Here is a 13,767-nt window from a genome sequence, read left to right as displayed (position 1 = left end):
GTCTTATTACTTCACCAACTTAGAGGGGACGATGAGTATGCCAGAATTGCCGGAAATGGAGAATTATAGACAGCTGCTTAGCCAGCGTATTATAAATGTTCCGATAACTAATGTAATTGTGAACAGAGAAAAAACAATTAACATGGAAACAGAAGCTTTCATTAATGCCTTGATCGGTGCGCGTGTTGTTTTTGTAGAGCGGCGCGCCAAGTATATTTTGTTTCATCTCCATGATGGACGAAGATTACTATTGCATTTAATGCTGGGTGGATTGCTTTTTTATGGTTCAGAAGAAGAACGGCCGGATCGTAATACGCAAGTAGAAATCGCATTTGGTGATCAGATCCTTTATTTTATGGGCCTGCGGTTAGGGTTCTTACATTTAGTATCCGTGAAGGAAAGCGAAGCAACGATGGGTAAGCTTGGACCTGAGCTGCTGGATCGACGGATGACGCCGGAACGTTTTGCAGGAATATTAAAAGGGCGGCGTGGTGCGTTAAAAAGTCTGTTAGTGAATCAGCATGTAATGGCGGGTATTGGAAATTGTTATGCGGATGAGATTGCTTTTGACGCAGGGCTTCTGCCTTCAGTTTTAGTGCAGAATTTATCACCGGAAGCCATTTCCCGCCTGTATCAAAGCATTCAAAAAGTATTGACTGATGCGACAGAGATTGGCGGATACATGGAAATGCCTTTTATGACCGGTGATACGGTTACGGGTTCTTATAATGACCAATGTAAAGTCTATGACCGTGAGGGTGAACCCTGCCTACGCGATGGGGGAACGATTATCAAAACAGAGCTGTCTGGACGCAAAGTATTTTATTGCCCAGACTGTCAGCATGAAGCCTAAACCCAAAATAGGGGCTCATGTCAGCATTCGTGGTGGATATGGGAGAGCTGCCCGATTTGCTTGGGAGAGCGGTGCAACAAGTTTTCAATATTTTCCGAAAAATCCGCGCAGTCTGAAGTTAAAGACGGTTGATATTCGAGATACAAGGGATTGTGCACTCTTTTGCCAAGAAAAAGGGATCACCTCTATCGCCCACACCCCTTATGCAATCAATATGGCTGCGAATAGGGATGACGCTACCCCTCGAAAGGTGTATGTAGACTCCCTACTTAATGATCTGGAAATTGCTGAAGCCTGCGGTTCCTTAGGTATTGTTGTTCATTTTGGACATTTTGCTGGAATGGATCCGTTACAAGGCTATCAAAATATTATACAATGTATGAATGAGACACTGGAGTCCTGGGAAGGTAACGCCAAGCTGCTAATCGAGAATCAAGCGGGCAACCATGGTACTGAAGGGATTACACTTGAAGAATTGGTGAAGGTTCGTGAGCTTAGCCAGTTTCCCGAGAAGATTGGATTTTGTCTGGATACCTGTCATGCTTTTGCAGCGGGAATTTGGAATCCTGAGCATACGGAAGACTTGCTTGAACGAGGAAACCAGCTTGGATTTTGGCCGCATCTTGTAGCTGTTCATCTAAATGATTCTAAGTTTCCCTTTGATTCGAGACGGGACCGGCATGCTGGAATAGGAAAAGGTTATATCGGCGAAGAGGGTCTTAAGCGCTTAATAACTTCTGATCCATTACGTAAAAAATCTGTTGTTTTGGAAACTGAAAAGGGTCCAGATGGCAGTCATCGGAATGAAATAGCTACTGTTCGCAGTTGGTTTGAAGCGGGGGCTAGAAAGTGATTCATATCTATATGGACGATCTCCGTAAAGGTCCGCTTGGATTTGCTTTAGCCAGGACAACAGAAGAATGTCTTCTGATGCTGCGTGAGTGTGAGGTTGGTATTTTATCGTTAGATTATGATATGGGACCGGATGATTATTCTGGTGGGGAAGTGGCCAGACGGATTGTTCTGGAAGGACTGTACCCCCGTGAAATCTATCTACACACCTCCAGTGTTTTAGGGAGAAAAGAAATGTATGAAATCTTATACGCGGCTAAACCTGAGGGGATGATCTTGTTTAATGGTCCCCTAAGTTCTGATAAGCTTTATGATATCGCTGGGGAGACGGATCTGAAATGAAGGAAATGAATGAAGCGGATTTACTGGAGATACTCACGAGACCGGGAGAACCGCTGGTAGTATTTTTGCATACTCCGCTGTGTGGTACCTGTAAGGCTACAGAACGCATGTTGGAAGTAGCGGCACATCTATTGCCTGCTGAACTCCAAATGGTTGCCGGAAATGTGAACATGTTGCCTAATCTGGTCCAACAATACCGTATTACCAGTGTCCCTGCTCTACTTGTGGCTTCTGCTGACCGGATAGAGGATCCGCATATTTATTATTCAATGGTTTCAGTTGAGCGGATTCTGGAATACATAAGGAGTGTTATATCATGATCATTTCATTACAACATTTATCTCTGCGCAGAGAAGAAAGCCTAATCTTGGACGATGTGTCGTTAGAAGTGAAGGAAGGCGAAAACTGGGTCATTTTGGGACGAAATGGTTCGGGCAAAACAACCATTTTGGAGATTATGACAGGTTATTTATTCCCTAGCAAAGGAACTGTTGAGGTATTGGGGAATAAATATGGTCAATGTGATTTACGCGAGGTTCGTAAAGAGATTGGTTATATTGGTCCTTCCTTAATGGAGAAAATGTCTTTAAATGATCCGGTGTGGGAGGTTGTAGCTACAGGAGCTTACGCTTATTTGCGTTTCTACGAGAGCATTCCACACGAAGTGAAGGAGAAGGCAATCCGCTTGCTAGAGGATATGAATCTGGGCAATATGGCACTTCATCCTTTTGGAACCTTGTCACAGGGAGAGCGAAAAAAAGCAATGCTGGCAAGATGTCTTATGGCTGACCCCAAACTACTGATTATGGACGAGCCTTGTGCAGGTCTTGATCTGTACGAAAGAGAAAAAATGCTGGCTGAAGTAGACAAGCTGAGACAACGTAATGTCTCCGTTGTATATGTAACTCATCATGTGGAAGAAATTGTCCCGCTTTTTACACATGTTGCTTTAATTCGCGACGGTAAGCTAGCTGGTTCCGGACCGAAAGAAGAAGTATTAACCAAAGAAATGATCTTGGCCACCTATGATATTCCTGTTGATGTAGAATGGGATAGCGGTCGTCCCTGGATTAAAATTAGACCTGGAGGCAAAACGATTTGAACGAATTAAGACATGATAACGAAGAGCAGACCACTGCTCCGGAAGAAATGGTGTACTCCCGATATATTTGTACAGCTAATCACGGCTTTGCGCCATATGCTCAGGAAGAGCTTCGGCGCTTGTTCGGCGCAGTGAAGAGTACGCTGCTGCTGCCGGGAGAAATCTTTCTAGCCACCTTGCAGTCTGAACCCGAGGAAGTATCACGATTGCTCACACAGAATCTGCCCATTTTCCTTCGTCATATACAGCCTGTGCAGTTTCAGGATGAAGGAACCATGGATGCGCTGCAGCGTTTGGCTGTTTATTTAAGCCGCCGCAGTGAGCTAGAGGGGGAGAAAGTATCCTTAAATGTTCGTAAAGGGGATCCTTCCTTCTGGCAGGAAAGTCCGGGCGAACTTCGTGAATGGCTGCAGGAGCAATTGCAGAGCTTGGGTGCAGAATTTACAGTACAAGATCCGGCATGGGTCATTTCTGTCTACGCAGACGGGAATGCCTTATATGCAGGAGTGTCCAGACCAGAAGAGAATCTATCCGGCTGGAATGGCGGTGCAATCCGTTTCCGCAAGGAAGACGGACAAATCTCACGTGCTAAGTTCAAGCTGATGGAAGCGGAGAAGGAGTTCGCTATTCCTTTTTACAGCTTCCGTAATGCGCTTGATATCGGTGCCTCTCCAGGGGGCTGGACTTCTTTCTTGCTGGAGCGTGGAATGAAGGTAACAGCGGTTGACCCTGCTTTGATGCATGAATCGCTGCGTAATTACCCGGGTCTGAAGATCCTGCGCAAAAATGCCGGAGAAGTGAAATTCCGCGATAATGAATTTGATCTGCTTGTATGTGATATGAGCTGGAGTCCTAAGCTGATGGCGAAGCTTGTAACCGGGCTGCTGCACAGCCTGTCCCCAGGCGGAACAGCGATTGTGACTGTGAAGCTGATGCATAAGAAACCACTAGCGATGATCAAAGAGATCATTGCAATGTTTGAGGGCGAACGTATGCAGATTCAACGGGCCAAGCAGCTGTTTCATAATCGTGACGAAATAACACTTTATATGATTAAATACTAAGTTAGATCCTAATTTAAAAATCTTAAGGGAAAGCATCCCGTTATTAACGTTATCGTAATCTGCGGTAACAACGTTAATGGCGGAAGCTTTCTCTTTTTTTATGTGAAAAAGGGGGAAGTTCAGGTGAATTTTGCATCGAAGCTTGGGGTAGGGCAGATAATGGACGCCAGATACAGAATTATTGATCAGATTGGAACAGGTGGAATGAGTATTGTCTATCTTGCGGAGGATCTGCGTTTAAAGGGGAAACGCTGGGCTGTAAAAGAAAGTGTAAGCTCAGATGAGATGCCTTCAGACATTAAAGCTGAAGCGGAGATGCTAATGTGTCTGGATCACCCGCGGCTTCCCCGTATTGTTGATTACTATCTTTCGGATCAAGAAGGGTATTCTTATTTAGTTATGGATTATATTGAAGGGATAACTTTAAGTCAGCTGATGAAGGATAATCCCGGACCTTTACCTTGTGAGTTCATCCTACAAATAGCTAAACAGCTTTTAGAAGTTCTGCAATATTTGCATGGTCATCATCCGCCCATTGTTTATCGTGATTTAAAGCCCTCCAATCTTATGTTAACTAAGCAAAAAGAATTGATGTTAATCGACTTCGGAATCGCTCGGAATTTTAGAAAAGGAATCGTTGAAGATACGGTGAAGCTTGGTACAGTAGGATTTGCGGCTCCTGAGCAGTATGGGAATGGGCAGAGTCAGCCGGTTTCTGATTTATATGGTCTTGGTGCGTTACTTTTGTATATGGCTACCGGAGGCTTATGCAGCCACTGGGAGTCTGGAATGGAAAATAAGTTGCGTGACCATGTTCCCGCAGCTTTTATTCCTATAATTAGACGTTTATTACGGCCACATCCGGAGGAAAGATATCAGGAGGCAACAGCTGTTATTCAAGCACTCGTTCATGTGGAGAATGATATGGATGAAGGTAATCCTTTAGCAGTGTCTGTGCCCCTAGTGGTTGATAAACGGAAGGCTAAAGTGATCGCCTTACTTGGAGTAGGGTCGGGACTTGGAACAACACATACTTCATTTGCGATTAGCAGTTATTTGGGACAGATCGGTTCAACAGCTTGGGTTGATCTATCTCCAGATTCATCTGTTTATGATCGCATGCACAGTATGCTTGACGCGCAGAGCGCTTCAGTTCCTGCTAAGAGCCCTGAGCTTGCATTTTCCTGGAGGAAGGTTCATTACTGGAAGCGACCTCTCCATGGGAATGTAGCAGAGCTTATGAGAGGGGTTTATCAATTTGTTGTCTTAGATCTGGGAACGGGTGGATTTGATGGAGCGCTGGAAGAAATCAAGCATAGCGATATTCCCATTCTGATTGCTTCTGGCGCCGATTGGCGATTGGAGGAAACTTTATTATGGATTAAACGGAGTGGGCTGCAGCCTGAACGGGAATGGAGAGTGGGGTTACCACTTGCTGAATACCAATCTGTTGAAGTATTGCGAAATTCTTTAGGTATAGATAGAGTTTATAATCTACCGTGTCAGCAAGATCCATTTTTACAAAAAGGGAAGTTGGCAGATGTAATTGCTGAGCTGTTAGGGGACATTAAGGGCGAGCGAAACGTTGGAAAACGCCGTGGTTTTTTCTTAAGATAGGCTATTGGGACTAACATTTAATTCAGTGTTCCGCTAAAGTATGATAAAATATATATTTATACGTGATTTGATTTACGCATTATTTAAGTATAGACAGGAGCTTGCGGAGAATTTATGAGTTTACTTACTGTAGAAGACGTTTCCCACAATTTTGGGGATCGGACATTGTTCAAGAACGTGTCTTTCCGGTTGTTACCAGGAGAACATGTTGGAATTGTTGGAGCAAATGGCGTTGGTAAATCGACGCTAATGAATATTTTGACAGGAAAGCTTTTGAAGGATAATGGTAAAGTAGAGTGGACCCCTCGGGTGCGTTACGGTTATTTGGACCAACATACGATTCTTACACCGGGCAAAACGATTCGCGATGTTCTAAAGGACGCTTTTTTGCCATTGCTTGAGTTGGAGCAGGAAATGCTGAAGATCACAGAGCAGATGGGTGATGCTTCGCCTGAGGAACTAGAAGTACTACTGGAGCAGATGGGAGACATTCAGGAACAACTGGATATCGGAGATTTCTATCTGATTGATGTAAAAGTAGAGGAAATGGCCAATGGTTTAGGCCTGTCCGTGATTGGGCTAGATCGTGATGTTGCTTCTCTCAGCGGTGGTCAAAGAACCAAAGTGCTGCTGGCGAAGCTGCTACTGGAGAAACCCAATGTACTATTGCTTGATGAGCCTACCAACTATTTGGATGTTGAGCATATCGATTGGCTGACCAACTATTTGAAACAGTACCCATATGCATTTATATTGATTTCGCATGACACTGAGTTTATGAATAAAGTCGTTAATGTCGTTTATCACTTAGAGTTCGGTAAATTGACCCGTTACACGGCGAACTATGAGAAATTCCTCGATATGGCGGAGATGAACAAAAACCAGCATATCGATGCCTATGAGAAGCAACAAGATTTTATCAAAAAACAAGAGGACTTCATCCAGCGGAATAAAGCGCGTGCTTCAACTTCAGGCCGGGCAAAAAGCCGTGAGAAGCAGCTTGATCGTATGGACCGAATTGATCGGCCTGAAGAAGCTGCTAAGCCGACCTTTAAGTTTAAAGAGAGCCGGGCAAGCGGGAAAACCGTCTTCGAGGGAATTGATTTCGAGATCGGTTATGATCGTCCGCTGCTGCCACAGCTAAATATGGTCATTGAACGTGGAGAGAAGATTGCTATTGTTGGCTGCAATGGTGTGGGTAAATCGACACTGCTGAAGACAATTCTGGGAGTGATCCCAACATACAGCGGCAAAACCTATCTTGGGGATTATCTGAACCCTGCATATTTCCAACAAGAAGTGAAAGCAGCTAGTCTTACACCCATTGAGGATGTCTGGAATGAATTCTCCAGTTTAACTCAGAACGAAGTTCGTGGACATCTGGCACGCTGTGGCCTAAAAAATGAACATATTACACGTCCGCTTAGTATGCTGAGTGGTGGGGAGCAAGCGAAAGTGCGACTTTGTAAGCTTTTGATGCGCGAAAGCAACTGGGTACTGTTCGATGAACCTACCAATCACCTTGACGTTATTGCTAAAGCAGAGTTGAAGCGCGCTTTGCAAGAATATAAAGGCACAGTCCTGCTTGTATCTCATGAACCTGATTTTTATGAAGATTGGGTTACGAAAATTTGGGATGTTGAGCAGTGGTCAGCTGTACAGGTATAGAATAATCATAAATCCGGAGAATAGCAGACATCCTGCTGTTCTCCGCTTTTTGGATATGGGGAGGAGATAATGTATGTTTCATAACGCTGGGCGAGAAGATCGATACTCACGACAGATACGTTTCGCGCCGTTTGGAACTGAAGGACAGCAGGGTCTTGCAAAATCAAAAGTGCTTGTAGTTGGTGCGGGTGCGTTAGGTACAGGGATTGCAGAGACATTAGTCCGCTGTGGGGTTGGGCATGTTCTTATCGTTGACCGCGATTATGTAGAGTGGAGTAACCTGCAGCGCCAACAGCTGTATACCGAGATGGATGCGCAGGAGAGAGCTCCAAAAGCCATTGCAGCCCAGAACAGACTGCAGCAGATTAATTCTGAGGTTGTCATAGAAGCGCATGTTATGGATGTGCGGAAGGAAGAGCTGGAAGGACTCATCTCAGGGGTGGACCTGATTATGGATGGGACTGATAATTTCGATACACGTCTCATCATTAATGATATTGCCCAAAAGAATAATATCCCTTGGATTTATGGAGCATGTGTAGGAAGCTATGGAATTACATATACGATTTTGCCTGGAGAAACGCCATGTCTTCATTGTCTTTTAGGTACAGTCCCACTAGGGGGAGATACCTGTGATACAGCGGGTATTCTCCCACAGGCCGTGCAATTGGTTACTGCAAATGCTACAGCTGAGGCGTTAAAGCTTCTCGGTAACCGTAAGGACCAATTACGAAATAAACTGCTGACTTTCGATGTATGGCGTAATGAACATCAAGAAATTGGCGTGAAAAGTGCTAAAAAGGAGAATTGTCCTTCTTGTGGGACTCATCCGATCTACCCTTATCTAACAGCCTTAAATACGGAACGAAGTGATGTGCTTTGTGGCAGGGATACCGTACAGATCCGCCCTGCCCGGCCGCAGAAACTTAACTTGCAGGAAACAGCCAGTCGTCTGTCTCGTTTAGGAGACGGTGAGGTAGAGAGCAATCCTTATCTGATTTCCTTTAAGGAAGGTCCTTACCGGATGGTGATCTTCGCAGATGGCCGGGCATTGATCCATGGAACGAAGGATATTGCCGCTGCCCGTAGCTTTTATCATCGATATTTTGGATAAAAAGCATAATAAACAAATCCTCAGGCCATTTCATAGGAATGGTCTCTTTGTTTTCCGGGGATTCTATATCTATTAATGGGATGCTGATGCATGTCTGATGGATACGGGGGATCTTCGTGAGTGAGCAAATGATATGGTACATGTCTGCGGGAAACGGAAGAGGAGAGGAAGAACTAGACGCTATTGCGAAAGTGTTTAATGATATCGGTCTGCAAATAACAAAAAGCGAAGATCCCGAAGATCTTCGCTTATCCATTTCTGAAGTAGAACCGGTATTGCTGCTTGCTGATTTAGGCGAGGTGGGAACATGGGAAGGATGGAAAATCATTTCCGCAGTAAGAGATGAGGGAATGATTCTTCCGGTCATGGTGATTTCCGAAGAATTATCTGGTAACGGAGCAGTTGCGGCCTTTTTAGCCGGAGGGAATGATTTCATGACAAAACCACTACATACCGGTGAATTTAAATGTAGAATTCTAAATTTATTAACCCTCACGGGTCGGCGTCGAAATTTAAAACATCTGTTAAAGGTAGATGGTTTAATGCTCGATCCCAGCCGCAGGCTGGTCACCCGTGAAGGGATCGAGCTAAAGATGACGCATAAAGAATTCGATCTTCTATATTATCTCGCTGCGAATCGAGGGATTATATGTTCCCGCGAGGAAATACTCAAACAAGTATGGGGATATCAATTCCATGCAGATACCAATGTTGTAGATGTATACATCAGGCATATCCGCTTAAAAATTGATAAAGGGTACCGGAACAAGTTGATTCATACTGTTCGCGGAACAGGATATGTAATGAGGGTGCCCGAAGGCAGCACCACATCCTGAGACTAATTCTCTTTTATAGAAAAGACTCTACTATAGAGCTGTTGTTTACAGTACGCGGCGAGCCTTTAGATAAGTCTTTTTCCATGTACCAGAATTAAGATCAGAAACCGTAACACCTGGTTTACCGTAAGTGTGCAGAATTTTACCGTTTCCAGCGTAAACAGCTACGTGAGTTACATTTTTACCTGTTGCTCTGCTGCCGCTGGAGAAGAATACAAGATCGCCGACACGAAGGTTAGCTTTGGATACAGCAGTTCCTACTTTTGATTGAGCCGCAGCTGTGCGGGGTAATGATACATTATATTTATTAAAGATATGTTTCATAAAGGAAGAGCAGTCAAAAACCTTAGTAGTAGAAGTAGAGGCTCCGAATTTGTATGGAGTTCCCATAAAGTTTTTTCCGAAATTGACAACGCTTTGTCCTTTGGACACCGTAGCGGCTTCAACTTTAGTTGCACCTACACCAGTTGCCATCATTGTTCCTAAGCCCATTGTAGTAACCATTCCTATAACAATCGCTTTTTTTATCCATTGTTGTTTATTCATGTTGTAAGTACCTCCAAAGTTAGTATATCAATCTGTCTTGCTTGGCTTGTCTTGCTTGCCTGATTCGTAGTATAGCAGGTTATCTATGTCATAAAATTTGGTAGAGCAGCAATAAAGTGAGGCTGGGCCTGGGTTGTAAACGTTTTATTAAAAATTCATTAAAAGTTACAAAAAATTAATAACTTGATATTTTGAGCAATAAAATAAGCCGCAAACCCCTTGATATATAAAGGATTTAACGGCTTTTTAATTTTGAAACAAAAGTTACAAGGATGTTTCTATATCACTATGTATTTAGTCTTTGCTCTGGATAATCAGCAATAATCCACTACGTATTCTAACTGTTCCAGTGGAGGAAATCAGTTTGTTGCTTACACCTAGAGATTGCCCTAGCTTTAAAGTAGCATCATTCAAAGGATATTGAAATCCTTCTAATGTAATCCCTGTTACTTCAGGAGTTAATGGAAGCAAAGATACATAGGTGTAGCCCAAATCTTCAATGACTGTTTGGGATCCGGTAAGTGTCACATAGTTATTAGAATCCATCACGTAGCAATTGATTTGCCGTTGCAGAGCCCTTGTCATCATTTGAATGCTCGCTAAGGAGTGATCAATGCGAGTGCCTGTAACTCCTAATAGTAAAATAGAATCAGGTTGCTGATTCATTGCAATATCGAGTGCCATCTCACTGTCGGTTAAATCCTTGTTCACGGCGTCACAAGTGATTGTTTTTTTACTTTTGGATTGAATATCCTGAAAAGCCTCAGGCGATACAGAATCAAAATCACCTACCGCAATATCGGGTATATATCCATGTGAGATGAGGAATAATGCACCCCGGTCCGCACCGATAATAAAATCTTCTTCATCTAATAGAGCGAAATAATCCGGAGATAGTTCTCCACCGGCAAAAATAACAACTCGTTTGGATGGCATAACATCCATTCCTCCTCTAAAACTCTAGTTGGTTATCCTGTCCCAGTATAATGCAGATCGAAAAGTTGCACAATTGACCAAGACAACGCTAAAATGATAGTGTGCGATTTTTTATGTGCATAAATTCATATTTACTAATGTTTTAACAATTGGGAGGTGAATGAAATCGTAAACGTGCTATTTGTCTGTCTGGGTAATATTTGTCGCTCACCAATGGCGGAGGCCGTTCTGCGCCATAAGATTGATGAACGAGAGCTTTCACATAAGATTCTGGTTGACTCTGCAGGAACTGGAGATTGGCATATAGGTAAGGAACCGCATGAAGGGACTAGACGTATACTTGATCAAAACAAGATTAGCTATGCAAATATGGCAGCGCGTTTGGTCAGTAGCGAGGATTTTCAGAAGTTTGATTATATCGTCTGCATGGACAAGTCTAATGGAGAGAATGTTCGAAAGGTTCTTGGTGGAGAAGAGGCTAAGCTTTTGTTCTTCATGGATTTATTGCCTGAGGAAGAATTGAGAGAAGTACCAGACCCTTATTTTACAGGTAATTTTGAACAGGTATATGATTTGATCAATGCAGGCTGTGACGTGTTGCTAGAAATGGTGATAAGAGAAAAGCTGTAACCCGGTTGGGTTCCAGCCTCTCTGATTAGTATTAAAGTAAATTAAGGAAATTTGCTGGATTAAACTGTAAGCGTAAACACGGCTGAAATCTACATACGTTCTTTAGATGTTCATTTTTTGCTTCTATCAATAAGGCATTATGTGTTTAAAAAATAGAGTAGAGATTCAGGGAGTTCCTTTTGCCAAAAGCCCCAGAGATGACGACCGTCTTTCTCCCGGTAGGATACGGTAGCTCCACGTGCTTCAAGCAATGCTTTTGTTTCTCTGTTCATCTGAACAAAATCATAGGTCCCTGTATCAGTCTGGTAATCTGTTTCCTGCAGTCCAACGACCATATTAATGTTGAGCCAGGAGAGATCTTCTTCTTTAGCCAGCATGGCTTGTGATTCGGGATAGAATGCACCGGATAGGCTGATGATACGTGTGAAGATAGCTGGATAAGCAAGAGCGAGATGGAGGGAGACGCTGCCTCCAAGGGAATCACCGGCTAAGATTCGTTCGTCGGGTGTACGGCGTACGGGATAATTTTTTTCAATGAAGGGAATAATCTCTTCGGAAAAGCAAGATAGGTACTCCTTGAATCGGCTGCCGAACGGAGCGTATTCTTGAGTCCGAACAGCGACGTTAACTTCTACACCAACGATAATGAAGGGCTCGACATCTTCTTCTATAATAAGTTGTCCAGCAAGTGTAGCAATGCGTCCAAAGTTGAAAAATTCTTCTCCGTCTTGGCAGTACACCACGGGGTAACTCAGAACTTCATTGTAGCCTGGGGGCAGATAGATACGTAATTTACGTTCCTCCTGCAGATGTTCACTCCAAAGCGTTTCTTTTACAATTGTGCGTTTCAGAAAAACAGAATCGCTCATCGTTGTCACGTCACCTTTCTTGTCGAATTTTGCAATACACACAGGGTTACGCTAAAATTATTAAATGTGTAACTGTGTTATTAATCATTTACTTGTTGGAAAAGTGTTAAACTGTTATATAAAATTTCCTCACCTGTTATACATACAAAATTTGAAGGAATATAAATTTTATAAGTATTTCTTTGACGAAAGTAACTAAACAGGTGTATAATAATATTATAACAGAGGCAGCTGATATTCAAATTTTTTTATTGAGGTGAAGATAATGAGTAAAGTTCCTTATGAAGTGTATACAGAGGACGTCGAGGCTCTATCGGTACTTTCCCCGGATGGAGAAATTATCAATAAGGATAAGATGCCCGATTTAACCGACGATCAACTGAAAGAAATTATGTATCGTATGGTATTTACCCGTACTTGGGATGATCGTGCAGTAAACCTTGGCCGTCAAGGTCGCCTTGGTTTCTACGCACCGGTATCCGGTCAAGAAGCTACCATGATTGGTAGTGAGTTTGCTTTGGAGAAAGAAGACTTCTTATGCCCAGGCTACCGTGATATTCCGCAGCTAGTATGGCACGGACTTCCATTGTACCAAGCTTTCTTATATTCCCGCGGTCACCAACATGGTGGAGCTATTCCTGACGGGGTTAATGTATTGATGCCACAAATTATCATCGGTGCGCAAATCCTGCACGCTACTGGTATTGCTATGGGCTTCAAATTGAAAAAACAAAAGAATGTTGCAATTACTTACACTGGTGATGGCGGTTCTTCAGAAGGTGACTTCTACGAAGGCTTGAACTTTGCTGGTCGTTTTAAACTGCCTGTAATCTTCTTTGTTCAAAACAACGGGTATGCGATTACGACTCCGTTCGCTAAACAAACGGCTTCCAAATCGATCGCACACAAAGCGGTTGCAGCTGGTATTCCAGGGATTAAGGTTGACGGTATGGACATCTTTGCAGTAATCAGTGCTGTACGTGATGCTGCAGAACGTGCACGTAACGGCGAAGGTGCTACATTGATCGAAGCTGTAACTTACCGTTTCCGTCCACACTCCCTTTCTGACGATGCAAGTAAATATCGTTCGAAAGAAGAAGAAGGACAATGGAGTGAAAAGGATCCAATCGCCCGTCTTGCCAAGTATTTGGAGAAGAAAGGTCTTTGGACTGAAGAAGATACACTGCGCGTGAAGGATGAAGCGAAAGCTACTGTTAACGAGCAGATCAAAAAAGCTGAACAAACCGAAAAAATGACAATACCTGGCTTGATCGACAGTATGTTCGAAGTAACACCTAAACATCTGGAAGAGCAAAAAGCCGATTTTGAATAAGGGGG

The 13,767-nt window shown here is 43.3% G+C and carries 15 protein-coding genes; 12 read left to right on the top strand and 3 right to left on the bottom strand.

All coding sequences use genetic code 11. The features are described 5' to 3' along the window. The first annotated feature begins 37 nt into the window (after positions 1-37). The 10 genes from MHH89_RS08355 (at position 38) to MHH89_RS08310 (ending at position 9,448) form a co-directional block, all read left to right on the top strand. Entirely contained in the window at positions 38-853 is an 816-nt protein-coding gene (locus tag MHH89_RS08355; RefSeq protein WP_076133771.1) for an Fpg/Nei family DNA glycosylase, read from the top strand. Continuing rightward, a complete protein-coding gene (locus MHH89_RS08350) occupies positions 843-1,706 on the top strand; it encodes a deoxyribonuclease IV (protein WP_341088800.1) in 864 nt (287 codons plus the stop codon). The genes MHH89_RS08355 and MHH89_RS08350 overlap by 11 nt, the downstream gene beginning before the upstream one ends. Beyond that, positions 1,703-2,047 carry a cyclic-phosphate processing receiver domain-containing protein gene (locus tag MHH89_RS08345; protein WP_076128423.1) on the top strand — a complete coding sequence of 115 codons (345 nt, stop codon included), beginning with the start codon at positions 1,703-1,705 and terminating at the stop codon, positions 2,045-2,047. Before MHH89_RS08350 ends, MHH89_RS08345 begins: the two co-directional genes overlap by 4 nt. Continuing rightward, positions 2,044-2,367 carry a thioredoxin family protein gene (locus MHH89_RS08340; protein ID WP_038571558.1) on the top strand — a complete coding sequence of 108 codons (324 nt, stop codon included), beginning with the start codon at positions 2,044-2,046 and terminating at the stop codon, positions 2,365-2,367. The genes MHH89_RS08345 and MHH89_RS08340 overlap by 4 nt, the downstream gene beginning before the upstream one ends. After that, on the top strand, positions 2,364-3,149 hold the full coding sequence (locus MHH89_RS08335; protein ID WP_282579836.1) for an ABC transporter ATP-binding protein: 786 nt from the start codon (positions 2,364-2,366) through the stop codon (positions 3,147-3,149). The genes MHH89_RS08340 and MHH89_RS08335 overlap by 4 nt, the downstream gene beginning before the upstream one ends. Before the next feature lie 47 nt (positions 3,150-3,196). Then, positions 3,197-4,213 carry an SAM-dependent methyltransferase gene (locus tag MHH89_RS08330; RefSeq protein ID WP_076184506.1) on the top strand — a complete coding sequence of 339 codons (1,017 nt, stop codon included), beginning with the start codon at positions 3,197-3,199 and terminating at the stop codon, positions 4,211-4,213. Positions 4,214-4,336: 123 nt separating this feature from the next. Continuing rightward, on the top strand, positions 4,337-5,830 hold the full coding sequence (locus tag MHH89_RS08325; RefSeq protein WP_341086814.1) for a serine/threonine protein kinase: 1,494 nt from the start codon (positions 4,337-4,339) through the stop codon (positions 5,828-5,830). Positions 5,831-5,944: 114 nt separating this feature from the next. After that, on the top strand, positions 5,945-7,498 hold the full coding sequence (locus MHH89_RS08320) for an ABC-F family ATP-binding cassette domain-containing protein (RefSeq protein WP_036687697.1): 1,554 nt from the start codon (positions 5,945-5,947) through the stop codon (positions 7,496-7,498). Between the two features lie 73 nt (positions 7,499-7,571). Beyond that, positions 7,572-8,612, top strand: coding sequence for a ThiF family adenylyltransferase (locus tag MHH89_RS08315; RefSeq protein WP_076302608.1), 1,041 nt, complete (start codon positions 7,572-7,574; stop codon positions 8,610-8,612). Between the two features lie 116 nt (positions 8,613-8,728). Further along, positions 8,729-9,448 carry a response regulator transcription factor gene (locus tag MHH89_RS08310; RefSeq protein ID WP_076128431.1) on the top strand — a complete coding sequence of 240 codons (720 nt, stop codon included), beginning with the start codon at positions 8,729-8,731 and terminating at the stop codon, positions 9,446-9,448. Positions 9,449-9,493: 45 nt separating this feature from the next. Here the strand turns inward: MHH89_RS08310 and MHH89_RS08305 are convergent, their stop codons facing one another. Next, positions 9,494-9,994 carry a C40 family peptidase gene (locus tag MHH89_RS08305; protein ID WP_076128433.1) on the bottom strand — a complete coding sequence of 167 codons (501 nt, stop codon included), beginning with the start codon at positions 9,992-9,994 and terminating at the stop codon, positions 9,494-9,496. Positions 9,995-10,288: 294 nt separating this feature from the next. Continuing rightward, on the bottom strand, positions 10,289-10,930 hold the full coding sequence (locus MHH89_RS08300) for a thiamine diphosphokinase (RefSeq protein WP_036687693.1): 642 nt from the start codon (positions 10,928-10,930) through the stop codon (positions 10,289-10,291). Positions 10,931-11,095: 165 nt separating this feature from the next. Between MHH89_RS08300 and MHH89_RS08295 the strand changes: the two genes are divergently transcribed. Continuing rightward, complete coding sequence (locus MHH89_RS08295) at positions 11,096-11,560, top strand: low molecular weight protein-tyrosine-phosphatase (RefSeq protein WP_340977033.1); 465 nt, start codon at positions 11,096-11,098, stop codon at positions 11,558-11,560. Positions 11,561-11,697: 137 nt separating this feature from the next. Here MHH89_RS08295 and MHH89_RS08290 read toward each other — a convergent pair whose 3' ends face one another. Then, entirely contained in the window at positions 11,698-12,429 is a 732-nt protein-coding gene (locus MHH89_RS08290) for an alpha/beta hydrolase (RefSeq protein WP_076279314.1), read from the bottom strand. A 265-nt stretch (positions 12,430-12,694) separates the two neighbouring features. Between MHH89_RS08290 and pdhA the strand changes: the two genes are divergently transcribed. Continuing rightward, entirely contained in the window at positions 12,695-13,762 is a 1,068-nt protein-coding gene (pdhA, locus tag MHH89_RS08285; RefSeq protein ID WP_038571556.1) for a pyruvate dehydrogenase (acetyl-transferring) E1 component subunit alpha, read from the top strand. Positions 13,763-13,767: the final 5 nt, after the last annotated feature.

Origin of the sequence: Paenibacillus sp. FSL H7-0323, assembly GCF_038002725.1 — a bacterium.
In the GTDB taxonomy this organism is placed as follows: Bacteria; Bacillota; Bacilli; order Paenibacillales; family Paenibacillaceae; genus Paenibacillus_AQ; species Paenibacillus_AQ odorifer.
The sequence above is the reverse complement of the archived record's forward strand: the minus strand, read 5'-3'. Positions and strand labels throughout refer to the sequence as shown.